21 protein-coding genes and 1 pseudogene are annotated in these 24,547 nt (G+C 58.9%); 10 read left to right on the top strand and 12 right to left on the bottom strand.

The annotated features are described in order from the left end of the window. Nucleotides 1–27 precede the first annotated feature (27 nt). The 3 genes and pseudogenes from BLU37_RS25485 to BLU37_RS25475 form a co-directional block, all read left to right on the top strand. On the top strand, nt 28–357 hold the full coding sequence (locus BLU37_RS25485) for a nuclear transport factor 2 family protein (RefSeq protein WP_090210082.1): 330 nt from the start codon (nt 28–30) through the stop codon (nt 355–357). Then, nucleotides 354–1,136 carry an SDR family oxidoreductase gene (locus BLU37_RS25480; RefSeq protein ID WP_090210080.1) on the top strand — a complete coding sequence of 261 codons (783 nt, stop codon included), beginning with the start codon at nt 354–356 and terminating at the stop codon, nt 1,134–1,136. Before BLU37_RS25485 ends, BLU37_RS25480 begins: the two co-directional genes overlap by 4 nt. Nucleotides 1,137–1,177: 41 nt before the next feature. Beyond that, a pseudogene (locus tag BLU37_RS25475) lies at nt 1,178–1,297 on the top strand (GNAT family N-acetyltransferase); the annotation flags it as partial. A gap of 276 nt (nt 1,298–1,573) precedes the next feature. On the opposite strand, the gene valS reads toward BLU37_RS25475, so the two are convergent. After that, on the bottom strand, nt 1,574–4,141 hold the full coding sequence (valS, locus tag BLU37_RS25470) for a valine--tRNA ligase (protein ID WP_090210078.1): 2,568 nt from the start codon (nt 4,139–4,141) through the stop codon (nt 1,574–1,576). Nucleotides 4,142–4,299: 158 nt separating this feature from the next. Then, on the bottom strand, nt 4,300–4,515 hold the full coding sequence (locus BLU37_RS25465) for a hypothetical protein (RefSeq protein WP_090210076.1): 216 nt from the start codon (nt 4,513–4,515) through the stop codon (nt 4,300–4,302). A gap of 146 nt (nt 4,516–4,661) precedes the next feature. Between BLU37_RS25465 and BLU37_RS25460 the strand changes: the two genes are divergently transcribed. From BLU37_RS25460 to BLU37_RS25445, 4 genes are all read left to right on the top strand, one after another. Beyond that, nucleotides 4,662–5,093, top strand: coding sequence for a hypothetical protein (locus tag BLU37_RS25460; RefSeq protein ID WP_090210074.1), 432 nt, complete (start codon nt 4,662–4,664; stop codon nt 5,091–5,093). Nucleotides 5,094–5,125: 32 nt separating this feature from the next. Beyond that, nucleotides 5,126–7,753 carry an excinuclease ABC subunit UvrA gene (locus tag BLU37_RS25455; RefSeq protein ID WP_090210071.1) on the top strand — a complete coding sequence of 876 codons (2,628 nt, stop codon included), beginning with the start codon at nt 5,126–5,128 and terminating at the stop codon, nt 7,751–7,753. A 317-nt stretch (nt 7,754–8,070) separates the two neighbouring features. Continuing rightward, nucleotides 8,071–8,208 (top strand): PA0050 family protein, encoded by a 138-nt coding sequence (locus tag BLU37_RS29285; RefSeq protein ID WP_085983109.1) that lies wholly within the window; start codon nt 8,071–8,073, stop codon nt 8,206–8,208. 451 nt (nt 8,209–8,659) lie between these two features. After that, nucleotides 8,660–11,146: a PQQ-binding-like beta-propeller repeat protein gene (locus tag BLU37_RS25445; RefSeq protein WP_090210069.1), complete on the top strand. Its 2,487-nt coding sequence runs from the start codon at nt 8,660–8,662 to the stop codon at nt 11,144–11,146. Between the two features lie 190 nt (nt 11,147–11,336). Here BLU37_RS25445 and BLU37_RS25440 read toward each other — a convergent pair whose 3' ends face one another. From BLU37_RS25440 to BLU37_RS25410, 7 genes are all read right to left on the bottom strand, one after another. Further along, the gene (locus BLU37_RS25440; RefSeq protein ID WP_090210067.1) at nt 11,337–11,576 is read right to left on the bottom strand and encodes a Rieske (2Fe-2S) protein; all 240 of its coding nucleotides are present in this window, start codon (nt 11,574–11,576) and stop codon (nt 11,337–11,339) included. Continuing rightward, nucleotides 11,569–12,414: an iron-containing redox enzyme family protein gene (locus BLU37_RS25435; RefSeq protein ID WP_090210065.1), complete on the bottom strand. Its 846-nt coding sequence runs from the start codon at nt 12,412–12,414 to the stop codon at nt 11,569–11,571. The genes BLU37_RS25440 and BLU37_RS25435 overlap by 8 nt, the downstream gene beginning before the upstream one ends. Continuing rightward, entirely contained in the window at nt 12,411–13,211 is an 801-nt protein-coding gene (locus BLU37_RS25430) for a dihydrodipicolinate synthase family protein (protein ID WP_090210063.1), read from the bottom strand. The genes BLU37_RS25435 and BLU37_RS25430 overlap by 4 nt, the downstream gene beginning before the upstream one ends. Then, nucleotides 13,204–13,734, bottom strand: a complete 531-nt coding sequence (locus tag BLU37_RS25425) for a DUF6190 family protein (RefSeq protein ID WP_090210061.1) — start codon at nt 13,732–13,734, stop codon at nt 13,204–13,206. Before BLU37_RS25425 ends, BLU37_RS25430 begins: the two co-directional genes overlap by 8 nt. Further along, nucleotides 13,727–14,920: an aminotransferase class I/II-fold pyridoxal phosphate-dependent enzyme gene (locus BLU37_RS25420; protein ID WP_010446658.1), complete on the bottom strand. Its 1,194-nt coding sequence runs from the start codon at nt 14,918–14,920 to the stop codon at nt 13,727–13,729. The genes BLU37_RS25425 and BLU37_RS25420 overlap by 8 nt, the downstream gene beginning before the upstream one ends. Nucleotides 14,921–15,071: 151 nt before the next feature. Beyond that, nucleotides 15,072–15,770 (bottom strand): LuxR family transcriptional regulator, encoded by a 699-nt coding sequence (locus BLU37_RS25415; protein ID WP_010446656.1) that lies wholly within the window; start codon nt 15,768–15,770, stop codon nt 15,072–15,074. 39 nt (nt 15,771–15,809) lie between these two features. Beyond that, entirely contained in the window at nt 15,810–16,439 is a 630-nt protein-coding gene (locus BLU37_RS25410; RefSeq protein ID WP_090210058.1) for a glutathione S-transferase family protein, read from the bottom strand. Between the two features lie 85 nt (nt 16,440–16,524). On the opposite strand from BLU37_RS25410, the gene BLU37_RS25405 reads away from it, so the two are divergent. Further along, nucleotides 16,525–17,595: a transketolase-like TK C-terminal-containing protein gene (locus BLU37_RS25405; RefSeq protein WP_090210056.1), complete on the top strand. Its 1,071-nt coding sequence runs from the start codon at nt 16,525–16,527 to the stop codon at nt 17,593–17,595. On the opposite strand, the gene BLU37_RS25400 is transcribed toward BLU37_RS25405, so the two are convergent. After that, nucleotides 17,580–18,044 (bottom strand): MarR family winged helix-turn-helix transcriptional regulator, encoded by a 465-nt coding sequence (locus tag BLU37_RS25400; RefSeq protein ID WP_010446651.1) that lies wholly within the window; start codon nt 18,042–18,044, stop codon nt 17,580–17,582. The two genes, BLU37_RS25405 and BLU37_RS25400, sit on opposite strands and share 16 nt — an antisense overlap. Before the next feature lie 128 nt (nt 18,045–18,172). On the opposite strand from BLU37_RS25400, the gene aceE reads away from it, so the two are divergent. Continuing rightward, a complete protein-coding gene (aceE, locus tag BLU37_RS25395; RefSeq protein WP_090210054.1) occupies nt 18,173–20,842 on the top strand; it encodes a pyruvate dehydrogenase (acetyl-transferring), homodimeric type in 2,670 nt (889 codons plus the stop codon). Nucleotides 20,843–21,047: 205 nt separating this feature from the next. Here aceE and BLU37_RS25390 read toward each other — a convergent pair whose 3' ends face one another. Together BLU37_RS25390 and BLU37_RS25385 are read right to left on the bottom strand one after the other, a co-directional pair. Then, complete coding sequence (locus BLU37_RS25390; RefSeq protein WP_090210052.1) at nt 21,048–22,205, bottom strand: alpha/beta hydrolase family protein; 1,158 nt, start codon at nt 22,203–22,205, stop codon at nt 21,048–21,050. 183 nt (nt 22,206–22,388) lie between these two features. After that, nucleotides 22,389–23,327 carry a LysR family transcriptional regulator gene (locus BLU37_RS25385; RefSeq protein ID WP_090210050.1) on the bottom strand — a complete coding sequence of 313 codons (939 nt, stop codon included), beginning with the start codon at nt 23,325–23,327 and terminating at the stop codon, nt 22,389–22,391. 278 nt (nt 23,328–23,605) lie between these two features. On the opposite strand from BLU37_RS25385, the gene BLU37_RS25380 reads away from it, so the two are divergent. Next, the gene (locus tag BLU37_RS25380) at nt 23,606–24,547 is read left to right on the top strand and encodes a VOC family protein (RefSeq protein ID WP_090210048.1); all 942 of its coding nucleotides are present in this window, start codon (nt 23,606–23,608) and stop codon (nt 24,545–24,547) included.

The raw sequence follows: 24,547 nt of genomic DNA, 5'->3' as shown, positions 1-24,547 counted from the left end.
TGCCCCGTCCTTACCACGGAGTCCTTTATGTCAGGTCTAAACCTCTTCGATCCCATTGCCGCGTATTTCGCGGCAGATACGCAAGGCCCCGATGCCGTCGCTCACTGTTTCACGAGGCAGGGAGTCGTCAAAGATAAGGGGCTGACCCATACCGGCCGTGAGGCGATCAAGGCCTGGAAGGTTGAGTCATCGACGTTGTACACGTGCACCACGCAGCTCCGTTCGGTGGAGCAGGTGGACGGTGTCCATGTTGTCTGCGCCAGCGTGACCGGGAACTTTCCGGGTAGCCCGATCGATCTCAATTTCTTGTTCCGACTCGAGCGTGACCTGATCGCACGCCTGGAGATTACTGTATGAGCTTCGACCTTCAACTCAATGGCCTGCGGGCTGTGGTCACCGGGGGCACGATGGGCCTTGGCGCTGCCGTCGTTCAAACCCTCGTGGAGGCTGGCGCACGGGTGGCGACATCTGCCCGCGACGTGTCAGTACAACCTGTGGACGGCGTCACCTACATTCCGGCTGATCTGACCACGGCGCAAGGCGTCGCGCATGTCGCGCAGACCGTCCTCCAGCGTTGGGGCGGCGTCGACATCGTGATCAACGTGGTCGGTGGTTCAGACACGCCCGGTGGTGGTTTTGCTGCCATCAGTGACGAGCAATGGCTCGCGGAGTTGAACTTGAATCTGATGCCCGCAGTACGTCTGGATCGCGCGCTGTTACCCGCCATGCTTGCCCAGGGTTCAGGTGTCATCATCCATGTAAGCTCTATCCAGCGCGTGATGCCTTTGCCTGAGTCCACCACCGCCTACGCTGCCGCCAAAGCGGCGCTCACCACGTATAGCAAGTCCCTCGCAAAAGAAGTCATGCCCAAAGGGGTTCGTGTGCTGAGCGTGGCACCCGGGTGGATAGAAACCGAAGCGTCCGTAAGGCTGGCGCAACGGCTGGCTGACCAGGCTGGAACAGACTACGAAGGAGGCAAACGCATGGTCATGGACGCGATAGGCGGAATTCCGCTTGGCAGGCCGGCCAAACCTCAAGAGGTGGCCGATCTGATCGCCTTCCTGGCGTCCCCGCGAGCGACCTCGATCTCAGGATCCGAGCACCGTATCGACGGCGGCACCGTTTCGACTCTGTAATGGAGGTCATTCATGCAACCGCTGCCTGCGATGGCATCGAAGCTGTACGTGTCCCCTCGTCGATTACAGCTGAAAAGTTTTATGCTGCGTTGGGTTATCAAAAAGTCCGCGACGAGTTTCATGGGGCTGAGCGCACCATCGTCATGGAAAAACAGCTCTAGGATTAGTCCAGACTGTTTACCCACTTAGGCGCCAACAACTCAGCATCTCCTTGAGACAGGTAGACGGATCATGCCCATGACCGCGGCCCATGAACGACAGTGTCTGTGAGCCGCGTCCGCGCTGTTCGCTCAACCATTGTTGTCAATCGGTATGGCCCCGTCATCGAGGTATTTTCTATCTGGCATATGAGCCAAGTGTTTGATGGACGACTAGAGACGTGCTCGCGAAGCGATCTCCTTGATCGCCCCGCGAATTGACTTGCCCTTGAGTCTACGTCACTTCAGCCATACACCGACCTGCTGCTCAGTTCCCTCTATAAACACCAAAGTCTCAACCTGACCTGCTTCGATCAAGTCTTGGCGAACGCCTTTTATCATTTCAAGCTGCGCAGCCCTGTCAACCAGTTCGACACGTGCTACCGAAGCCTTCATGGATTGGCGTGCGTCAGATTTTGCTTTGCGAATCGCAGATAGCACGGCACTCACACTCATCAATAAGCTTTCAATAGACGCGTCAGGAGAAGCATTCCCTTGCGGCCAAGACGCATTGTGCACGGAGCCGCAATTCCAGGATTGCCAGACTTCCTCACACACAAAGGGCAGAAATGGCGCAAACAGTCGCTGTTGTACGCTCAGTGCAAGTGCCAAAGCATTACGGGCCGAATGGCCTTCTGGGCGATAGGCGCGACGCTTGACCAATTCGACGTAGTCATCGCAAAACCACCAGAAGAACCCTTCGATACGCGACAGCGCCCCGCTATAGTCGTACGCCTCCAGCGCGAACGTAGCGTCCTGGACTACGCCGTCCAAGCGTTTAAGCATGGCCTGATCCAGCGGTTGGTCGATATCCCCGTTGTCATCCTCCGCAAAGCCTTGAACCAACCTTGATAGATTGAACAGCTTGACGGCCAAACGGCGGCCGATCTTCATCTGCTGTTCTTCAAAGGCTGTATCACTGCCGAGCCGCGCTGAGGCTGCCCAATAGCGCACACCGTCACTTCCATACTGGTCGAGCAAGGCTTGAGGGGTTACCACGTTACCCTTGGATTTAGACATCTTCTTACGGTCGGGATCAAGGATCCACCCAGAGAGCGCGACGTTACGCCATGGCACGCAACCGTGTTCAAAATGGCTGCGTACCAGTGTCGAGAATAACCAGGTACGGATTATGTCGTGACCTTGGGGCCTGAGATCCATGGGGTATATCTTGGCGAACAACGCGTTGTCCTCGCCCCAGCCTCCGACGATCTGAGGCGTCAGGGAACTGGTGGCCCAGGTATCCATGATGTCCTGTTCGCCAACAAAACCCAAAGGTTGACCACGTTGCTCGGGTCGATACCCAGGCGGAGTATCCAGACTTGGATCAACGGGCAGGCTTTCCTCGCAGGCAATGATCGGCTCGCTGTAGTCCGCTTCGCCTTGTGCATCCAGCCTATACCAGAACGGAATCGGTACGCCGAACGTGCGCTGACGACTGATGAGCCAATCACCGTTCAAACCGCCTACCCAATGCTCGTAACGCCTGAGCATGTGCTGCGGATGCCAGTTCAGCGTCTGGCCAGAGGCAAGTAACAAGTCCCGCAGGCTTGCGTCGCGTCCGCCATTACGCAAGTACCATTGCCGAGTGGCGAGAATTTCCAAAGGCCGGTCGCCTTTCTCGAAAAACTTTACCGCGTGTTGAATCGGTCGGGGTTCATCTTGCATGGCGCCGCAGTCGCGCAACATCGACACGAGCAGTGTGCGAACCTGGGACAAATTACGGCCAGCCAAGTCTGCATAGGCCTGTTGGCTGCGGGGTGTCGTCAACCAGGAGGGCGTCTCAAGCAACAGGCGCCCATCTTTTCCCAGTATTGACCGCGTTGGTAACTGCAACTCCCGCCACCAGATCACATCGGTAAGATCGCCAAAGGTGCAGACCATCACCAAGCCGGTGCCCTTGTCAGGATCACCCAAAGGGTGTGCCAGCAGTGGTACGTCCACGTCAAAGATCGGCGAGCGCACGGATTGTCCGAACCGTGCCTGATAACGAACGTCGTCCGGGTGAGCCACCAGCGCCACGCATGCCATCAGTAGCTCGGGCCGAGTGGTAGCAACCCTCAATGCGGCGCCATCAGCCGTCTCAAAGCTGAGTTCGTGATACGCACCAGCGACCTCGCGCTCTTCAAGCTCTGCTTGAGCCACGGCTGTCTGGAACGTCACATCCCACAGGGATGGGGCTTCCTGGCTATAAAGTTCGCCACGCTGATAGTTACGAAGCAAAGCGCGCTGACTCGCTCGTTGGGAGCGCTCATCAATGGTGGCATAGGAAAGGCTCCAATCAACGGACAAGCCCAGTTGCACGAAGAGTGCACGGAAGGCTTGCTCATCAATGGCTGTCAGTTCATGGCACAACTCGATGAAGTTGCGCCTACTGATGACAGTAAAGTCACCTCGCTTTAATGGAATGGGCTCAGGTGGCCTGAAATCAGGCTGATAAGCTGCCCGCGAGTCGCAACGTACGCCATAGAAATTCTCGACTCTGCGTTCGGTAGGCAAGCCGTTGTCGTCCCACCCCATGGGGTAGAACACAGCCTTGCCTCGCATGCGCTGGAATCGAGCGATGATATCTGTGTGGGTATAGCTGAAGACATGACCGACATGCAACGAGCCTGAGGCCGTCGGCGGGGGGGTGTCGATGGAGAACACTGCGTCGCGTTGGGCGGTGTGGTCAAAGGCGTACGTGCCTTCGAGCTGCCAACGTTGAGACCAGCGTGTTTCAAGGTTTTCGAGCGAGGGGGTGACAGTTTGATCGTTTAGAACTTCATCACGTTTAACGGTGACATAGCATCCTCCTGTTAATATCAAAGGGCACAACAGTGAGTGTGCGCCGGAGTGAAATTTATATTGAATCGCCTTTGAAAAGTAAACCCCCTAATCAGTTTGCCTTTCCCGTCTTGCGTCCAGGAGCCCATGCTCGAAGCCGCTTCTCGCACCCGTTGTCATACGGAGGATCTTGCTGATCCCTATTCCCGTTTCTGTTCAGAAAGAGCCTTGATCGCGATGTACAATTGCTCGACGTTGGCTGCCAGATCCTTCAGGCACTTGTCTTGTTCGGGGACCTCAAGTTTCAGGCACCGAGAGGCTTGCTGCGCTGCACCTTGTTGCCAGGCGCCGAGTCTGTAGGCAAAGAGGACTGCGCAAACGGTGATAAAAAAATACAGCCAATACAGTTTTCTCATGACTGCTCCTTTTTACTGAGCCTCTATTGACGGCCCCAAAGCCTATTCATCAGACGAATTTTAAGCCACCCGTGCTGATGAGAAATCAGCATCGAAACTGAAAAGAGTCCGCTTCATGATGAAATCACATTGAGCAGGAGACGACGATGAAAGCCATGCTGCAAAGACTCAGCTTTCTATTGGCCTTGGTGTTGGGCACTGCGTGGGGCGCGAATGACCAGTTGGTACCCATCAATAATGGCATGAACACGCTGAAAATCTTTGGCACGAATTTTAAAGTGTTCCGGGCCTGGCGGGAGAACTACAACGCCCATGGCTTTGATGTGGTGACCTTCTATTCCAGCAACAACGACACGTGGGGGGTGGTGCCGATATTTGACGAATCCAGGACCCACGAGAAGCTGGAGCTTACCGCCGGCGGCGGAGCGGATTGTCGGCTGCACGACTTCCGGATGCTGGTTTCACCCGATGGCAGCCACGCTCAATTGCTTGTTGCCAGTCGTGATCCGGGTAACAGCTATGTCGACCTCAAGACCGTGCATTTTGTAGTGGTCAACAATTCCCGGACTCAGAATTGAATTCTTCTTTCGCAACAGCAGGACACGAACACATGCCAAACCCCTCTTACGGTGAATCCTCATGCACCGCCGCGGCCAGTGGGCAGGTGGAAGTGCGCGGCGCGCGGGAACACAATCTCAAGGATGTGGATGTCGCCATCCCACGCAATGCGTTGGTGGTGTTTTCCGGTGTCTCCGGTTCGGGCAAATCCTCGTTGGCCTTCGGCACGATCTACGCTGAGGCGCAGCGGCGCTATTTCGAGTCGGTTGCGCCGTATGCGCGGCGGCTGATCGACCAGGCGGGTGTCCCGGACGTCGATGCAATCGACGGCCTGCCGCCGGCGGTGGCGCTGCAGCAACAACGTGGCGCGAGCAATGCGCGTTCTTCGGTGGGCAGCGTGACCACACTGTCCAGCCTCGTACGCATGATGTATTCGCGCGCCGGCACCTATCCGACCAATCAGCCGATGCTCTATGCCGAGGACTTTTCGCCGAACACCCCACAGGGCGCCTGTACGGCCTGCCATGGTTTGGGCCATGTGTACGAGGTGACGGAGGCAACCATGGTGCCCGATCCCTCGCTGAGCATTCGTGAGCGGGCCATTGCCGCCTGGCCGCCGGCCTGGCATGGCCAGAATCTGCGCGACATCCTGGTCACCCTGGGTTACGACGTTGACCGTCCCTGGCAGGATTTGCCAAAGAAGGACCGCGATTGGATTCTCTTCACCGAAGAGACGCCCACGGCGCCGGTGTATGCCGGCCTCACCCCGGCCGAGACCCGTGAGGCGCTCAAGCGCAAACTCGAACCCAGTTACATGGGGACCTTCACGGGCGCCCGGCGCTATGTGCTGCACACCTTTGCCAGCACGCAAAGCGCACTGATGAGAAAGCGCGTATCGCGCTACATGGAGGGCAGACTGTGTCCGACCTGCCACGGCAAGCGACTCAAGAGCGAGGCGCTGTCGGTGACTTTTGCCGGGCTGGATATCGGCGAGTTCCTGCAAATGCCTTTGGATCGGTTGGCAGCTTTGCTCGAACCTGTTGCCCAGGGCGACTTCCACGCTCACAGGGCGGATGAGGGGAATGAGGGCACCCACCGCGCCAATACTCGAGCGGTCGCGGCGATCTCAGCTGACGTGCCTGGCACCAGCGAACTCTCGGAGGAAAAGCGTCTTGCCGCGCAGCGCCTGGCCGGCGGCGTGATGGCGCGTCTGCGTCAGCTCCGTGGATTGGGTTTGGGTTACCTCTCCCTCGACAGGGCAACGCCGACACTGTCGGCTGGCGAGCTGCAGCGTTTGCGCTTGGCCACCCAACTGAGTTCCATGCTGTTCGGCGTGGTGTACGTGCTGGACGAGCCTTCGGCGGGCCTGCACCCCTCTGACAGTCAGTCACTGTACGACTCTCTGGACACGCTGCGCGATGCCGGCAATTCGGTATTTGTCGTGGAGCACGACCTGGATCTGATGCGCCGTGCGCAATGGCTGGTGGATGTAGGACCGGATGCCGGAGAGCGTGGCGGCCGCGTGCTGTACAGCGGAGCACCGCAAGGGCTGCGGGACATTGCCGAGTCGCGGACCGCGCGTTATCTGTTCGATGAGATCCCCGCGCCGGTTAGCCGTGAGCGCGAAGCCGTTGGATGGCTGGAGCTACGCGGCATTCGGCGGCACAACCTGCATGGCGTGGATGCACGCATTCCGTTAGGGGTGTTGACGGCAGTGACGGGTATCTCCGGGTCGGGCAAGTCCAGCCTTGTCGCGCAGGCTCTGCCAGAGTTGCTGCTGCTGCACCTGGGACACGAACCGCAGGACGATGCGGCTGAAAATCCCAATGGCGAAGGTCCCTCCGTGATCGAGGTCACCGGCGGTCGTCTGGCCGGAGATCTGGATGTTGTCCAGCGCCTGGTTCAGGTCGACCAGAAGCCGATTGGCCGCACGCCACGTTCCAACCTGGCCACCTATACCGGGTTGTTCGATCATGTGCGCAAGCTGTTCGCCGCCACGCCGGATGCGCGCCGTCACCGCTATGACGCGGGGCGCTTCTCCTTCAATGTGTCGAAGGGACGTTGCGAAACGTGCGAAGGCGAGGGGTTCGTCAGCGTTGAGCTGCTGTTCATGCCCAGTGTCTACGCGCCGTGTTCGACCTGTCATGGCGCTCGCTATAACGAGGCCACGCTCGCCGTGCGTTGGAATGGGCGCAACATCGCCGACGTGCTGTACATGACAGTGGAAGAAGCCCATGACTTCTTCGCAGGCGAAGACGCCATCGCACGGCCGCTGCAGTTGTTGCGCGAGATCGGGCTGGGCTACCTGCGGCTGGGGCAGCCCGCCACTGAATTGTCGGGGGGTGAAGCGCAGCGCATCAAACTCGCGACGGAGCTGCAGCGAAGCCAGCGCGGCCGCAGCCTGTACGTGCTCGACGAGCCGACTACCGGCTTGCACGCCTCGGATGCCGACCGTTTGCTGGTGCAGTTGCAGCGGCTGGTCGAGGCCGGCAACACGGTGGTGATGATCGAACACGACATGCGCGTAGTGACCCAGGCCGACTGGGTGATTGATGTGGGGCCGGGGGCAGGGGAAACGGGTGGTCGTATCGTGGCGGCCGGCACGCCTCGGCAGGTGGCGATGGCGTCGGGAAGTCGGACGGCGCCCTTTCTTGCCCAGGCGCTCATGCGCGCGCAATAGGAGGGTGATGCGGTGGGGGTGTCCTGCGGGTGAGCAGCGGGCCCCTGATTTGCCTGTGACCACCGGCAAATACTGTCCATCAAGCAGCCTACATCGGACTTGCGGCCACACTGGCGCGTTCGACAGCGCTGAGCTTTACTCTCCGACGGCTCGTCGACGATTGCGGCAGTACGCCGTCACCTGACGGGTGTTCGGCCGGGGAAAGATCCCTGTGCGGGCCCGGTGCTAGGTCCGACCGTCTGCGAGTGCCCGTAATGACCGACTGTACCCTCGACCAGGGACAGGGATTGTTCGATTACCCATCAAGGAAGTTACAAATGAAGAAAGTACTGTTGGCTGTGTTCCTGCTCTGTGGCGTCTCTCTTGCCGCCCAAGCCGCGTGCCCGGTGTTCGGCCCGTCCAAAGACCCGTGCAGCGGGCCGGTGTTCGGTCCATCGACCTGCCAATGCCCTTGACGTAGGTCGCACGGCGGACCTGGTGTTCCGGGTCCGCCATGGATTCTCTGACCCAGTCACATAGTCCATCCGGACGCTTGGGCTGCAGGATCGTTTCGTGTTGGAACCGTATATGAGAGTCGTACTAGCCAGGGGGGCTGAGGATATGTCTGCACAATCCCTTACTCATGTATTCGTTGATCCCGATGTCGATTTCGACGATTACATGGCCATGGACAACTGATACCCGACGACGCCAACGGTGTGCCGGTTGACGTCGCCCTGGACTCTGGCCGCGAGTTTGTCCTGGCGCTGTATCTGAACACCCTGGCAGGCCGAACGGCCGAGGCAACGGTCGAAAGCACGCGCTGACCGTCGGGTTGTGTGCGACCCCCTCTCTCTTTTGCGAACCATGGAAACGCCGTTACTTCAGGGCATCCCCCCGTAACGGCTCATTCAAAGGAGTGAACCTATGAAATTCAAAGCGGCATTTGGCCGGTCAATCGTGTGCCTGGTCGGTTTGTTGACGGTCTTTTCGGTCAATGCGGAAAGTTTCATTGTGGCGACACCCCAACAGAGTGTCGGTATTGCCGTCGATGTGTTTGATAAACCCGAGGACTCAAGTGGCACGCCGTCCTTTTCGAGCACGGTCAGATTTACACCTCCGGGCTACTTTGTGCCGTCGGTCAATTCGTTCAAGGGCAAGGTGTATATGTTCTGGTCGAACGGCAGTGACCAGAAACATGTGTACTTCTCCAGTTCGCCCGATGGGCGCAACTGGACCGGGGCGCAACCCATCGACGTGGGCAGTGTGCAGGGCAATGTCTCCGTCAGTGCCTTCAACCAGAAGCTGGTCCTGACCTTCACCGACGCCCAGCAGCGCCTGAAGACCATCAACTCCGTGGATGGGGCCGTCTGGTCCACCCCCCAGCCGATCAGCACGAGCCACATCGCCCTCAACAACAAGCCTGTCGTGTATAACGGCAGGTTGTTCGTGTTGTACAGCGAGAACTCGGGCAAGGCCGTGTACTCGGTCAGCTCCCGCGACGGGATTGCCTGGAGCCGCGAAAGCCTGGCCTTCCAGGAAACCGCCGACTCGATACTGACGATGGTCCCGGTGGTCTACAACGGCCAGTTGTGGGCCTACTACGCCTTTGGAAATGGCGCCACGTTCGCACGAACCTACGACCGCTCCGGCCAGTGGGGCGCCAGGCGTGACCTGAAGGGAATTGCCGGTCAGGGCGGGCTCCAGGGCTTTTTGAACAGCGCCGCGATGATTGGCGATCGGGTATTCATCAGCAGCAGCGCCACCACGTTCCATTCCAACGATGGGTTGAACTGGAGTCCGTACTTCTCTAAAAACTTCCTCGGCAAGTACCCCTCGGGGCTGGGCGTGTCCTACGCGATCAGCGCAAGCGACCTGACCCGCAGCAACCCGCAATTGCCTTCGGACCTGGCGACCGGCATCAGCCATACCGACTATGCGACCTTTGCCTGGCGCAGCTTCATCGCGTTGAACAACACGGCCAACACACCGCTGCCGGCCAACCGTGGCGTGGGTAACCCGAACGGCAGCTTCGCCGACTCGGGCAAGGCCTCCCAGACGGCCAACCCCTTGCTGTGGCAAACCTTCGCCCACCGCACCGAGCTGTTTCCGGCGACAGGCAAGAGCGCTGTCGGCGGCCCGACCCGTCCGTTCGGCTCCAGCCCGCAGTACAGCTACGTCCAGTTCCCCAATGGCGCGCCGTTGGCGCCAGGGGCCAGCTATGCCCATTACAACAACCTCGATGAGGCGACCCAGATCGGCCAGAACGCGATATTTTTCCCGGTCAATCCGCCGAGGGCGGCGATGAAAGGAAACGACTATGCGCCCTCCAATGACAGCCAGATCCTGTTCGAGGCCAAGGCCAACCCGGTGGTCTACGAGTACGCGAAGAACTTGAAGAACTACCCGGATCACATCGTTCTGCCCGACGGTGCCGTCGAGGTGAAGGCTGCCTGGCGCAAGCTGGCGGACATTGCGCCGGCGCAGCGTGCGCGCTACCACACGGCAACCGTGGTGACCTACCACGGCGACGACAGCAAACCGGTGGCCTATAACGAGGAGTACGCTCTGGTTGCCCTGCACATCATCCACAAGACGCCCAACTACCCGACCTTCATCTTCGCCACCTTCGAGCATGAGGATGCGTTGAACCTGCCCGACAATTCGCCGACGGGGCTCTACTACATCGCCAACTACGACAAGATCGCCTACGCCTCGCCGCCGGATGACACCGCGCCGCCGGTGGCAACCTTCTCGGATGGCAAGGGCATCCACAGGGTGACCTTGCCCAAGGGCGACGTGGCCGATGGGAAACACAATCCGCCGATCTACTCCGGCAGCAATGGGATTCCCAAGGGGCAGGCCGGCCCGATTTCGGTCGTGCAACCACAGACCACCCATGCCGAAGTCGTCGCGGTCAATGACCAGGTCAGACAACTGATGGACGCCAGCGGCCAGTTCAGCAACTCGGTCTGGAAGCACTACCGGCTCAAGGGCGTGCAGGCGATTCCCTCAAGCAATGAGACCGACCCGGATTACTACCTGGCCAATATCCTGGTCGAGAGCAGTCAGCCGGGGATCCAGCTGTTTCGCGGCACCAATATTTTCCCGGTTCAGAAAAACAACACCCTGACCAACATGCGCAACGTGGCCAACATCAAGGTGCCGGACTATGACCACAGCACCCAGAGCCTGACCATGGGCGGCTGCATGGGCTGTCACGGTGTTGCCCAGTCGTCGCTCAAGCAGGGTTTCAGCTTCCTGTTCGATGCGATCAACATTCACAACATTCCCCCAGGCACTCCCACCGGTTTTGCCAACCCGGAGACTGTTGGCCTGCCGGAGACTCGCGTCCAGCAGCAACGGGCGTTTAAATATTCCCTGGGCGTTCAGGGCAGCGGCGCGGCCCAGTAGCCGCAGCAGGTGCTAGCGGCCTGACGGACCTTCGGCGCAAGTGGGCGGGAGGTGCGTCAGTCCGAGATTTGTCACCGGAGCCTCTAAAGAAAAGGCCGGCCTAACGAGAGTGAAGTCACACCTTTTCCTGCCCTGGCTGAAAAAAAACGGGGAAGCGTACCTTCGTACGCTTCCCCGTTTGCCTCTTGCATCACTTTATCTTACGACAAGAAATACTCCCGCAAGGTGGGCCGCCAAGCTGCTCACCCGTCTCCAGGCTGAAGACCGAAAAGTGCAACGGGCAGGTGATGGTTCGACGATTCTGATTGACCATGCCGTGCTCCAGCCAGCCTTCACGGTGCGGGCAAAGACTCGGCACCTCATACTCATCCTCGCCGATCCGAACCAGAAACGTCGCAGGTCTGAGCACGACTTCAGGCTCGTCAAGCATGAGCAGCCCCCTCGGTTACCTTGCTTGCTTGTGCCTTGTAGACCGCCTGGTCGAAAGCGTTGTTGGTGATCAAACGCCCCATACAAATGCCCTGCCAGGCTTTTTTGTAATCAAGCTTGCGATCGTTGTCCATCGCCTTTAACAGACGCTGCCCTTCGAGAGCATGGAAGACGTCGATATGAACATGCTCGCTGTAGTAGGTATGCGCCTTGATCCCGAGCCGTTCACACAGGGTCGTATAACAGCCGAAAAAGAACGGTACGACGGTCTCGAAGTAGGTGATGACCCCGGCAAAATACGAGGGATCATCCGCGCGCATGGTCAGCCAGCAAAACATGTTCGGGAATGAACAACCGGCCTCGGCGTTAGCCTGGATGTTGCTCTCCAGGTCAGTGGGCATATCCAGTTCCTCCAGCAACACCTTGTAGAGCGAGGTGTGAGAGCGCTTGAGGTTCCCCGAGCCAAACTCGTCAATCATCATGCGAAGCATGGGCAGCTGGGCTTCCAGGCTCAAGCGTGGCATCAGGTGGTAGAACACCTGCGCCTCGGTCAGCCCATCAAGAGCAAACTCCTGCACGAGGATCTTGAACTCATCCAGGCTCATCTCCTCGGCGACGTAGCGTGACGTCGGCGGTTCTTCAGCCTTGTCCTCTTCAACGAGCGCTTCCAGCATCCGGCGTAGTTCGTTCAGGCTGGAAGGCTGCTGCTCTGTCATGCTTTCGCTGATCGAGCGATCGATCCATTGTTGTTCGAAACCCAGCAGTGCCTTGGGGATTGGCTCAAGGTTTTCGATCAGCGCACGATTGGCGCGGAACAATGATTTTTGTGAAATAGTCATCGTGCCCACTCCTGAGCAGTAGCCGCTGAACCCAACACGCCCCGCGCGACAAGTTCACGTTTGACGTGTGCATACCAGTCCTCTTCACCCAGCGCGAACTTCTCGTTGAGTTCGCTCACCAAGCCTGCAATCTCGGGCTGGCGTGAGCGACAGGCAACGCGGCACAAGGCCGGCTCCAGGTTGGCGAGCGACACAACGTTGCCATCACTGACAAGATCGCTGGCCAGTTGATTTTCCCAGCCAATGAAGTAGTCGACGCCCTCACTGCGGATCCGGTCGATTTGAGCCTGCGTACGCGCCTGGCTCGGTGAGTCCTTGAGCCCCGTCACTCGCTCCAGGCGAGCGATGTCCAGCAGCGTTTCAAAGCTTTTTTCATTACCCGACAACGACGCTTCGTTGTAGACCAGAAGATCCAGGGTGGTGTTGTCGTGGATCGATTTGTAATGCTGCAGGATGTGTTGCTGCGTGATGCCATCGCCGAAGGGGGAGGTCACCATGATTTCTGTAGCCCCCAGGGCGCAGGCCAGCTCAGCCCTCTCAATCACGGCCTGAGTCGTTGCCAGCTCAATCCCTACCACCACGCGATGCGTCTTGTCGGCGAACTCAAGCGTGTATTGCAACATGTCAGTCCATTGATCGAGTGACAGCTTCCACCCTTCTCCTGACGTGAGGCATGGAATGAAGCCGTCTACCAGCGGCTTGCAAGCCTGCATGAGCTGCTTCACGCTTTGCCGGCAGACATTCCCGCACGAGTCGAGAGGCGTCACGATCGGGACCAGCACTTGGTGTTTAGACATGCTTGAAGTCCTCGTCTGTGATCTTCAACGCCAGCGACAGGACGTACAGCTTCTGTAGCTCGGCAGGAAAATGCTTGTCGAGCGCCACGCCGTCGGCCGGCGCAGCATCGCTGAAGGTCGCCAGGTACGGTTTCAGGATCGGACAGCTCTGATACTGAGTGTCATGGGTGTAGAACAAGCCATCGCCCATGAGCACCTGGGCTGCCTGCAGACGCTTCTCCACAGGCAATACAGCCAATTCTGAACTGTCCGCCGCAAACCTTAGTGCATCCTCGGTATACCCCGAGCGCAGGATGTTCATGTCCGAATGCAGGACGTCCATGAATGGGTAGTACACATCTTGCAGATCACGCGCTTTCTTCCAGATGATCGCGTCGCACAGACCCACCTGGCTGAAAGTCATCCGAACCTGGCTGTCGTATCGATGGGTGAAGAACGCAAGTGATCGATCCCTGATCACATCATCTGCATGGTGCATGCCCATGAAGACAGTGGCGTCAATAATCGGTGCTCCCTTAAGCATCGTAAGCCTCCAGCGCTTGGCGGATGACCTGCATCGCGGCTTCAAAAGAACCCGGATCCCTCGCCAGGGCGAGGCGAACATAGGATCGTCCGAGCTGCGGATTGCTCCAGAAGAAATAGCGGCCGGGAAGCACGTAGGCTTGATACTCCAGCAGGTACGCCTGAAGGTCATCGCCGGACAGGTCGTCTCGTTGAATCTCAAACCAGGCCACACTGGTTTCGATGGCCGGTTCGATGTAACGCAGCATCGTGCCGTCCAGGTACTCACGCGCGGCTTTTCGATTGGTTTGCAACACGTCCCGAACTGACGCGAAACCATCGGCCTCGCTATCGTTGATGTACTCGGTGACGAGCTGGAGGATGAAGGGGGAGACGTTCAGCAGCACGCTGGTCACGATGCTGTAGATCTCGGGATTCAGTCGCTGACTGCTCATCAGCGTGGCGCACTTGGTGTCCTGCAACGGCCATGTCTTGCCGGTGTCTTCCATCACCAGGTAGTCAGTGCCAACCTCGTCAAGGATCGCATAAGCGTCAACGCGTTTGCGGCCACTCACTTTCAGGAACGAGGCAAAGCAGAAGTCCAGGATCAGGATTTTCTTGTGATCACGGCAGTACCTGGCGACTTCTACAAACGTCTCCGGCCCGTCGGAGAACATCGACGTTCCGGTTGGATTATTCGGGTCGACCAGGAAAATGGCGTCGAGGTTTGACGCGTGCTTTTCAAGAAGTCGGTAGACCTGGGTAGGGTCGGCCAGAATCGCCTCCGGGAGAGGCGTCATCGGGACTTCCATGTGTTTGAGCAAGTCGTGGAGATTGTCGAAGCAGGGCTCGATCAAACCAACGCTCATGTTGTGCTTGCGCAGGAAAGTCGCGGTGATGTGCATGGCGACGGAGGCCGCATAAACAAGATAGATCTCATCGCTGCGCTGCAGAGCATGGTGTTGTCCATGGAACTGATAAAACGCTTTGATGAACGCTTGCTCACTCTCATATTGCGTCAGGCTTTGGGCGCGGTCCCACAACTGCGGGAGCTTTTTGACAATCGCAGCCTGGGTGTTGCTTTGATTCTGGTGCGTGTGGGCATCAGCTAGGTTATGGCGGGTTTTCAGCGCTGAAATCTCGTGCTGTGTAATGTCTTCCAAAACACGGGTGTCACGGTTCGTAGCTGGCAGGACTGACAAGGTCATAAGGAAATCCTTTTTCTTGTGGTGGGTGACCGATGCTGCCCCTCCAATACTTAGGGTTTCTTCTGATTCTTGTAACTGTCCTTAGGTACAGGATCGGGGCTGCATTGGCAGCCCCGAGGGTGGGAGAGGAGGGGTGGGAGAGGGCTGAGGCTCAGGCGAGTCCCAGTCGAGAGGCCTCAAAAACTGCCTGCTTGGCCGTATGCACATCCAGCTTGCGAACGACGTTGGCCATGTGGAATTTCACGGTCCGAACACGGATGTCGCAGATGCTGGCGATCTCGCTATAGGACTTGCCCAGAGCGACCCAGCCCAGGATTGTATGCTCTCTGACAGTGAGGGGCTGATCCGTCGATTCGAGCACCGGCGAGCCTGAGTTCATGTCACTGTGAAAGGCGACCAGCGCCAGTTGCAGATCCCCCTTGATGAGGTCGATCTGATAGTGGAAGTCAGGACTCTGTTCCCGATTGGACAGGCTCAACAGGCCCATGCGTTGCTGAGGGTCATGGACCACAAAGGTATATCCATCCCATAGGGAAAACTGACGAGTCAGCTCATCAAAAGCGCTTTGGCCTTGTACGGGCTTGCGCTTGAAGGCTTCAGCCCACGGAAACGGGGCAACGCTTTCGACACCATGTGAAACCACCGGGTCGAAGCGATAAAGCGCCTTGCTGCAGTACTGCTGTTGCCAGGCTATGGGGAAACTTGAAAGAAAACTCGACAGCCCAAGTGTTCGCTTGTCTATCGTGGCGTACGTGAATGGGCAGTCAATCTCGGAAGGTAGATGCTCAATCAGGGTGGCCAGGTTAGGATCCTGGCCGGGCCTGATGAGAAGGGGAGCGTTGATATGCATGATCAACATCTTCTTTTTGGATATCAGGCTAATTGGTCTTCAAACTTCTGGACGGGATTTCGCAAGCCCCCGCTGGACAGCAGGCCGTTTGGCGATCTTCTCCAGCCACGCTTGCACAGCAGGGAAGGGGCTCATGTCCAAGTCCAGTTCTTCGTGGGTGCGCAGCCACGTGAACAGAGCAATGTCGGCAATGGTGTAGCGCTCTCCAGCGATGTAGCCACGTTTCACCAGCTCGCTCTCCACAACCCCGTAAAGCCGCAACGACTCACGGCGATACCGCTCCAGGGCTTGTTCATTTCTGGTCGTGGTGCCATGGCGAAACCACCAGAGCTGTCCGAGCATCGGCCCGACGCTGGCAATCTGGAAGCACAACCATTGTTGAATCAGGAGGTTTTCTGCTGCGCTCTGGCCTCCTAACTCACCATACCGGTTGGTCAGGTAGGTGAGGATAACGGCTGATTCAAAGAGCGTGACCTGTTCTTGCTCATCGACGAAGACGGGAATTTTTCCGTTTGGGTTGAGAGCAAGAAAGTCCGGCGCTTTCTGTTCACCCTTGTTCAAATCGACGTTGGTCTGACGGTAATCCAACCCAAGCTCTTCGAGGGCGATAGAGATTTTTTGACCGTTCGGTGTATCGGCTGTGTAGAGGTGTAGCGAGGCAGTTTTCATGAAAGGGTCCATCCTTATGGTTGCATTTGCAACCAGTCTGCATTATCCCTATAGCCCTCGCAAGACTGTCAGAGGAGTTTCATGGATGGATAATCTTCGTTTATACCGTACCGCGAGCACAGGCTCAGCGGCTCTAGCCTGTATCAAACGCATTGAGCGCAGCTACGCCGAGGGTGTAGGAACCCAATGTTCCCCCTTGTTCACGATTGTTGATTTGATCCGGCGACTCGAAAAAGACAGTGCTACCAACAACCAGTTCTGGATGATCAATGAACGCCCCAACGACACGTTGGGAGGGACCGCGATCAGCGCCTGGCCGCTGTGGTTCAGCGAGCAGGCTCGTAACGATGAGCGTCCGCTTTTTTACATGACCCAATCCACGACGTCTGCGCATATCTCCATGCTCACCTCGCAAACAGCGCAACGCGGAATTATCCTCAACGACATCGAATCGTCACCTTCGCGATGGGCCAAGGGCGCTCATCCCTGGTTACCTCTGTGGCTGGCATCGAACCGGCAATGCACCCCTTTCGACCCCGCGTGCGGCGATGAGGCCAGGGCAATCCTGGTGGGCGCGCTTCATGAAAAGTATGTCGAAGGTGCCTCTGGCTTCTGTTACATGACACTGCACGACGAACCGGGTGATGGCCTGGTCTGTGATCGCACTCAGGCCCACCTCGGGATGTATCGACTGAGCACGCCAGCCTCTGGGACACAGCAAGTTCGGCTGCTGGGAGCCGGGCTCATTCTGCGAGAGGTTCGTGCCGCTGCGGATCTGCTGCGTCATGACTGGGGAATCGATGCCGAAGTCTGGAGTTGCCCCAGCTATACAAAACTTGCCCGAGACGCAGAAAGCCACTCACGCTTGAAGTGGCTCCGCCGGGGTGAGTCCAGGGAACACTGTCATCTGCACAATTGCCTCAACACCTCCGATACACCTGTCGTGGCGGTCACAGGTTATGCCGAGTTCGTGGCCGCGCAGTTGGCCTCGCATGTTACGGCTTCGTTCACCGCGTTAGGTGCCGACAGCCTCGAACCGACTCAGCGCCTGGGCCAACACTGGATCGTCGTGACCGCTCTGCGTGCCCTCGCAGCAGATAAACACATCAAGGCTTCCCTGGTAGGAGAAGCACTCAAACGCTACGACTTGGGCTGAGCTGCTTTTCGGGGATTTCGAGTGTTGCGGCTGGCATTTTCGAGTGCAGCCGCGAATATCCGCCTTCGCTCCTCGTCGAACTCGACGAGGAACAGCTCTTCCACGGCCTCCTTGTAGACCTTCCACATGCGTTTGCGAAGCGCTCGTCCTGTGTCCGTGATTCGTGCAATGGCGCCACGGCCGTCCTCGCATGATTTCTCGCGGACAACGAAACCCTCCTTTTCCAGACGATCGACAAGGCGTGTGAGGTTATAGCGCTCAATGGCCAATACATCCGCGAGCTCGTGCATTCTGCGGGCTCCCTCTTTGCCACTTTCAATCCCCCAGAGAGCGTCATACCAAGCGTACGGTGGCAGCTTCTCTTCGGCCAGGCGATGTTCGATTTCCCTGATCAGGCAGCGGTGAGCACGAATGAAGTTGTACCAGAGGTCTGACGAAAGGGTGGTCATGAAATCTCCAAAACCGAAGTTTAATTGCAGTTGCAATCATAGTGTGAATGGCGCTAGATTCAATTGCAAATGCAACAAAGAGTTGGTTGAACAACGACCAGCTGATGACACATCAAGGAGATGTACCGATGGCTCAGAGCTACCACATTCGCGATGAGGATCCACAAGAAACCCGCGAATGGCTTGACTCGATTGCATCGGTCGTTGAGGCTGAAGGCCGCCCTAGGGCCCACTTCCTGATCGACCAACTGCTCGATTTCGATGTTTCCATCCATGGAGACTTTCACGGTCGAGTCACCACCCCCTACGTGAACAGCATTCCCCCTGATCGGGAGTTGCCTTACCCCGGCAACCTCGATATCGAAAAGCGTCTCAACGCATACATCCGCTGGAACGCTCTGACGATGGTGCTTCGCGCAGGCAAGCATTCTGGAGTCGGTGGGCACATCGCAACCTACGCATCAGCTGCTGTCCTCTACGATGTGGGCTTCGATCATTTTTTCCGTGGGCGCACCGATAGCTTTGCGGGCGACCTGGTTTATATCCAGGGGCACTCGGCACCTGGCATTTACGGTCGGGCATTCACTGAAGGGCGCCTGAGCGAGGAGCAGTTGGATAACTTCCGCCGCGAAACGGATCGCGATGGTGTGTCGTCCTACCCTCATCCTCGCCTGATGCCGGATTTTTGGCAATTCCCTACCGTGTCCATGGGCCTGGGGCCCATCACGGCAGCCTACCAGGCGCGGTTCATGCGTTACCTTGAGAACCGTGGGCTCAAGGAGCATCAAGGCCGCAAGGTATGGGCATTCCTGGGTGATGGTGAAATGGATCAGCCGGAATCCCTTGCCGCCATTTCTCTTGCGGGTCGAGAGAAGCTCGACAACATTATTTTTGTGGTCAACTGCAATCTCCAGCGCCTCGACGGTCCGGTGCGGGGCAACAGCAAGGTGATCCAGGAGTTCGAAAGCCTGTATCGCGCCGCAGGATGGAACGTGATCAAGGTCATTTGGGGAGGGGGCTGGGACGAGCTGCTCGCCAAGGACAAGTCGGGCCTGCTGCGCCAACGCATGATGGAGTGCGTGGATGGCGAGTACCAGACCTACAAGTCCCAGAACGGCGCCTACGTTCGCGAACACTTTTTCGGCAAATACCCCGAACTGCTCGAACTGGTCAGCGACATGTCCGATGACCAGATCTGGAAACTCTCTCGCGGTGGCCACGACCCGGTTAAGGTCTATAACGCTTACGCCGCTGCTGCCCGGCACACCGGGCGTCCCACCGTTATCCTGGCCAAGACCGTCAAAGGGTTTGGCATGGGTGAAGCCGGTGAAGGCCAGAATATCAATCACCAGCTCAAGAAGATGGGCGCCGATGCCGTCAAGGCATTCCGCGACAGGTTTGGCCTGGAACTGACCGACGACCAGATAGGCGAAATGCCTTACCTGCGACCCGATGAAGACAGTGTCGAGGCCCGCTACCTGCGAGCTCGCCGCGCCAGTCTGGGAGGCCACATTCCAGCTCGGCATGCGCAAGTAGAGCCGTTGCAGATTCCTCCGCTGTCCTTGCTTGAGGCGCAGTTGAAGGGCACGGGTGAACGTTCGATTTCAACCACCATGGCGTTCGTCCGTATCCTGGGCACGTTGCTCAAGGACCCCAACATCGGCCGCCTTGTGGTGCCCATCGTGCCCGACGAGTCGCGCACCTTCGGCATGGAGAGCCTCTTCCGGCAAATCGGTATCCATTCACACGTGGGCCAGCTCTACACCCCCCAGGACGCCGGAACCCTGTCTTACTACAAGGAGAGCGTTGACGGGCAGATCATGCAAGAAGGTCTCAACGAATCGGGGGCGACATCGTCCTGGATCGCGGCGAGTACTTCGTATGCCAACCACGGTGTGATGACGCTGCCGTTCTACATCTTCTACTCGATGTTTGGCTTTCAGCGCGTCGGCGACCTGCTCTGGGCGGCAGGGGATGCGCGCGCCAGAGGCTTCCTGTTGGGCGCCACCTCCGGCCGTACGACGCTGATGGGGGAAGGGCTGCAACATGACGATGGCCACAGCCACGTGATGGCCGCCACCGTGCCGTGCTGCGTTGCGTACGACCCCACCTATGCCTATGAACTGGCGGTGATCGTGCACGATGGTATGCGTCGCATGTATGTTGAACAGGAAGATGTGTATTACTACATCACGGTGCTCAACGAAAATTACCCACACCCAGACCTGCCTGAAGGCGCCGAGCAAGGCATCCTCAAGGGCCTGTACCGGCTTCCTATCGAGCCGCAGGTCAAAAAGGATCTGCACGTTCAACTCATGGGCAGCGGTTCGATCCTCCCCGAGGTCATTGCCGCAGGGGAAATCCTGGCTCGCGATTATGGCGTCAGTAGCGAAGTGTGGAGTGCAACCAGCCTCACTGAAGTCCGAAGGGAGGCTCAGCAAATCGAACGGTGGAACCTTCTCCATCCGCTTGAGGAGCCGAAGGTTCCCTACGTCACCCAATTGCTGGAAGACCACGCAGGCCCGGTTGTGATTGCAACCGACTACATGAAGATCCACGCCGATCAGATCCGTCCATGGATTGGAAATCGTAAGTTCGTTGCCTTGGGGACTGATGGTTTCGGCCAGTCCGATACCCGCGAGGCATTACGTCGGCACTTCGAGGTTGACCGCCAATTTGTCGTGCTGGCGGCCCTGAAAGCCCTGGCAGACGAAGGTGTGCTCGATCGTAAGGTTGTCGCCAAGGCATTGGTCGACATGCAAATCGATGTCCAGAAGGTAGACCCGATCACCGTTTAAAATCGGCACATGCTGATGAGGAGGCAAGCTGACGCTTTGCCTCCTTTTTTTATGGGAGAAATCACCCAGTACCTGCGTGAAATGGGCATTGAACGGCATGCCGTGGTGGCGGGCCTTGTTCTGGCGGGGTTGCACTCAGTGCAGGGGCATGGCACCGGAAGGATCCCCGATGGGAGTTGCGCCGGTATCACCGGCGCACGGTGCGTCAGGCGGTACGCCCACCGAGGGTTTCGGCCACCCAGTCGGCGATGTAGTGGCCGGCATTGATGCTGTTGTCGAAGCTGGAGTGCTGCACGCCACCTTCGCGTTCGGTGAAGATTTTCAGCTCGCGTTTCGGGCTGTTCACCAGTTGCTCATAGGTGCGATGCGCCCATTTGAGGGGGATCTGCGAGTCCTTCTCGCCGTGGGTGACCAGGAACGGCACGCGGATGCGGTCCAGCACGCCATCGAGGTGCACGTTCTCGGCGATGCGCATGAACTCGTCCATGTCGTTCGCGCCCCAGACCCAGCGCACGTGCGCCCAGTAGTGCGGGACCGGGAAGTTGCCTTCCTTCTCCAGACGACGTTTTTGCACGTCGCGCCAGTCGTGGTTGGCGCCCCATACCACACCACAGGCGAAGCGGGGTTCGAAGGCCACCGCGCGCGGGCAGTAGTAGCCGCCCAGGGATACGCCTTCCAGGCCGATGCGCTTGGGGTCGACGTCGGCGCGGGTTTCCAGCCAGTCCACCACGCGGCTGGCCCAGTGCTCGCTGTCATGACGTGCGGTCAGACCGTGCAGGCGCAGCGCTTCGCCGGTGCCGGGCTGGTCGATGATCAGCGAGGACACGCCGCGCCTGGCCAGCCAGGCGGGCAGGCCGACGCGGTATTTCATCTCTTTGGTCGAGTCCAGGCCGTTGACCTGCACCAGCAGCGGCGCCGGGCCGGTAACGCCCTCGGCGCGCACGAGCAGGCCCGAGAGGTGCTTGCCTTCATAGGGGATTTCCACTCGCTCGCAGTTCTCCCTGGACAGGTCGAGGCCACGGGCGAAGGTCGCCAGGAAGCGTTGGTACAGCGCCACGCGACCCGGCGCTCCATGGGCCTGCAGGCGTTCACAGGTGAGGTAGTAGGTGGCGGCGCGGTTGTATTTCTCACCGGCGGAAAGGCGTCGACCGGCGGCCTCGTCCTCCTCGGCCAGGCCGCAGAGCTTGTCCGCCATCTTGGACCAGGTCTGGCGAAAAGCCTCAGTGCCGGCTGCATCAGGCTGCCGGGCAGCGTCCTGCAAGGGGGCACACATTTCTTCGATTTCGCCCAGGCGGGCGCCCATCTCGATGGCCAGGTCCACCGAGAGATTCCAGACGTAATTGGTGGGGAAGTAACGGAACATTCTTGTTGTCCTTCTGCGGTCGTTGAGTCCGGCGCCGTTGAGTTGCGGCAGGCACGCAGGGCGCGGTTCGAGAATCAAGGTACGCAGGCAGGGCAGGAGGGGGCCAATCGCGAGTCGGGATGCGAGGTATCACCAAACGCGATGCTCCGGCGCCGTTGCGGCGGCCGGGGCGATGAGGGGCGTTCAGGCCGTGACACGACCGGCGACGGGCTGCTGGTCGGCGTGCTGGATGAAGTCGCGGATACGCTCACGTAGCCAGCGGTGCATGGGATCGCCGTCCATGCTGCGGTGCCAGAGCATGAATTCGCGCATCACCGGGATCTTTACCGGGGGCGGCAGGATACGCAGGGGCAGGTAGCCGGCGTAGAGTTCGGCCAGCCGACGGTGCATTGTGGCGATGCGTTGGGTGCCCACCAGCAATTGCGGCAGGGTATTGAAGTCATTGGTGATCACCTCCAGGCGACGGTTGAAGCCGTACTGGCTCATGAACCAGTCCTCGATGCTCATGTGCCGGTTGCGGCCAAAACCCACCGAGATGTGTCCCATCTCCATGTACTGCTCCAGGGTCAGTTGTTCGCCGACTTCGGAATTGTCGCGCCAGACCACGCAGACATGGTCTTCCTCGAACAGCAGTTGCGCCGGATGGCCGTCGATGAGGTAACGCTCGGGCACGATCATCATGTCGACCTCGCCACGCATCAGCAGCTCGGCGCTATTGTCGCCGGGGCTGACCATCTCGAAGGTGATGTGCGGGGCTTCCTGGTGGATCTTCTGGATAACCTGGGCGAACAGCACACTGATCAGGTAGTCCGAGGTCACCAGGCGAAAATGCCGCTTGCTGCTCGCGGGCTCGAACACCGGCTTGGCGGTGATCGAGGAACGGATGGTCAGCAGCACCTCGCGCACCGGCTTGGTCAACTCCAGGGCATAGGGCGTGGGCTGCATCTTGCGACCGACCTGGACCAGCAACTCGTCCTCGAAAAAGGTGCGCAAGCGGCCCAGTACGCCGCTGGTGGCCGATTGGGTCATATGCAGGCGTTCGGCAGCACGGGTGATGTTCTGCTCTTCGAGCAGGACATCCAGTGCCACCAGCAGATTCAGATCCAGATGGTGAAAGCGCATGGCGATAGCTCACGGTTTTTGTAGTTATTTTTGCGATACCTTCCGACCACCATACCGATCCGTCAAGCCCCGACCGTTGCCCCGATGAGCCAACGCCAGGCGCCATGGGCTGGCGCACAGGTATCGCGATTGCCGATGCCTTGCATCCTGACACGCGATTGGTCACGCCACCCCCACAGCCAGCAACCTGCGCTCCAGTCGAGCGGCCTTGCAGTCGCCAGACCTCTTACCGGGCGACCTGCCTGGCGCCCAATAATAATTTCAACGGAGTGGTAGCCATGAACATTCTTGGACTCGACGCGCTGGTATTCGGCGTCGACGATATCCAGGCCTGTGCCAATTGCCTGCGTGACTACGGCCTCACGGCCACCCAACTGGATACGGACGGCGGCCGCTTCGAGGCGCTGGATGGCACCGCGATCATCATTCGCCGTGGTGACGACCCCAGTTTGCCGCCAGCGCTGGGCCCGACTCCCTCGCTGCGCGAGACAGTCTATGGCGTTGCCTCGTCGCTGGACCTGGACGCCATCGCCGACGAGTTGGGGCGCGACCGCGAGTTGCGTCGTGATCATCACGGCGCGCTGCACACCGTCGATGACCTGGGCTTTGCCATTGCTTTCCAGGTGTCCTGCCGCCGCGTCTTCGAGGCACCGGCCGATCTGACCAACGCCCCCGGCAGCGCGCCGCAGCGTCCACTCAACCAGTTGGGCATTACCCCGGACATGCCGGCGCGGCCACGCACCTTGTCCCACGTGGTGTACTTCGTGCCCGACGCCGCCAAGGGCGAAGCCTTCTATCGCGACCGCCTGGGGTTCGTCACCACCGACAGTTTCGTGGGCGTTGGTCCCTTCATGCGCACCGCCGGCATGGATGATCACCACTGCCTGTTCATGATCCAGACGCCGCCGAACATGCAGGGTTGCGAGCACTTCACCTTCCACATGGGCAGCGGCACGGAAGTGCTGCTGGCCGGTACCCGCTTTCAGCAGAACGGCTGGACCAGCTTCTGGGGGCCGGGGCGCCACCTGCTGGGCTCCAACTGGTTCTGGTACTTCAACAGTCCGCTGGGCTGCCACATCGAGTACGACGCCGACATGGACAAGCACGACGACGACTGGGCTGCCCGCCAGGCGCCGATGTCGGCGGACAACTCGCAACTGTTCTTGTTTACCTCGCGGGAGAAATGGGCACCCGGTGGTCCACCGCCGAAGCAGGGTTGA

Origin of the sequence: Pseudomonas asplenii (assembly GCF_900105475.1) — a bacterium.
In the GTDB taxonomy this organism is placed as follows: Bacteria; Pseudomonadota; Gammaproteobacteria; order Pseudomonadales; family Pseudomonadaceae; genus Aquipseudomonas; species Aquipseudomonas asplenii.
This window is presented reverse-complemented; position numbering and strand designations above follow the sequence as displayed.

Excerpts from the sequence above, each read along its gene's own strand:
- BLU37_RS25485 (WP_090210082.1), top strand. The coding sequence starts at position 28 with ATGTCAGGTCTAAACCTCTTCGATCCCATTGCCGCGTATTTCGCGGCA.
- BLU37_RS25480 (WP_090210080.1), top strand. The coding sequence starts at position 354 with ATGAGCTTCGACCTTCAACTCAATGGCCTGCGGGCTGTGGTCACCGGG.
- BLU37_RS25465 (WP_090210076.1), bottom strand. The coding sequence starts at position 4,515 with ATGAGAAAACTGTATTGGCTGTATTTTTTTATCACCGTTTGCGCAGTC.
- BLU37_RS25460 (WP_090210074.1), top strand. The coding sequence starts at position 4,662 with ATGAAAGCCATGCTGCAAAGACTCAGCTTTCTATTGGCCTTGGTGTTG.
- BLU37_RS25455 (WP_090210071.1), top strand. The coding sequence starts at position 5,126 with ATGCCAAACCCCTCTTACGGTGAATCCTCATGCACCGCCGCGGCCAGT.
- BLU37_RS29285 (WP_085983109.1), top strand. The coding sequence starts at position 8,071 with ATGAAGAAAGTACTGTTGGCTGTGTTCCTGCTCTGTGGCGTCTCTCTT.
- BLU37_RS25445 (WP_090210069.1), top strand. The coding sequence starts at position 8,660 with ATGAAATTCAAAGCGGCATTTGGCCGGTCAATCGTGTGCCTGGTCGGT.
- BLU37_RS25440 (WP_090210067.1), bottom strand. The coding sequence starts at position 11,576 with ATGCTTGACGAGCCTGAAGTCGTGCTCAGACCTGCGACGTTTCTGGTT.
- BLU37_RS25435 (WP_090210065.1), bottom strand. The coding sequence starts at position 12,414 with ATGACTATTTCACAAAAATCATTGTTCCGCGCCAATCGTGCGCTGATC.
- BLU37_RS25430 (WP_090210063.1), bottom strand. The coding sequence starts at position 13,211 with ATGTCTAAACACCAAGTGCTGGTCCCGATCGTGACGCCTCTCGACTCG.
- BLU37_RS25425 (WP_090210061.1), bottom strand. The coding sequence starts at position 13,734 with ATGCTTAAGGGAGCACCGATTATTGACGCCACTGTCTTCATGGGCATG.
- BLU37_RS25420 (WP_010446658.1), bottom strand. The coding sequence starts at position 14,920 with ATGACCTTGTCAGTCCTGCCAGCTACGAACCGTGACACCCGTGTTTTG.
- BLU37_RS25415 (WP_010446656.1), bottom strand. The coding sequence starts at position 15,770 with ATGCATATCAACGCTCCCCTTCTCATCAGGCCCGGCCAGGATCCTAAC.
- BLU37_RS25410 (WP_090210058.1), bottom strand. The coding sequence starts at position 16,439 with ATGAAAACTGCCTCGCTACACCTCTACACAGCCGATACACCGAACGGT.
- BLU37_RS25405 (WP_090210056.1), top strand. The coding sequence starts at position 16,525 with ATGGATAATCTTCGTTTATACCGTACCGCGAGCACAGGCTCAGCGGCT.
- BLU37_RS25400 (WP_010446651.1), bottom strand. The coding sequence starts at position 18,044 with ATGACCACCCTTTCGTCAGACCTCTGGTACAACTTCATTCGTGCTCAC.
- aceE (WP_090210054.1), top strand. The coding sequence starts at position 18,173 with ATGGCTCAGAGCTACCACATTCGCGATGAGGATCCACAAGAAACCCGC.
- BLU37_RS25390 (WP_090210052.1), bottom strand. The coding sequence starts at position 22,205 with ATGTTCCGTTACTTCCCCACCAATTACGTCTGGAATCTCTCGGTGGAC.
- BLU37_RS25385 (WP_090210050.1), bottom strand. The coding sequence starts at position 23,327 with ATGCGCTTTCACCATCTGGATCTGAATCTGCTGGTGGCACTGGATGTC.
- BLU37_RS25380 (WP_090210048.1), top strand. The coding sequence starts at position 23,606 with ATGAACATTCTTGGACTCGACGCGCTGGTATTCGGCGTCGACGATATC.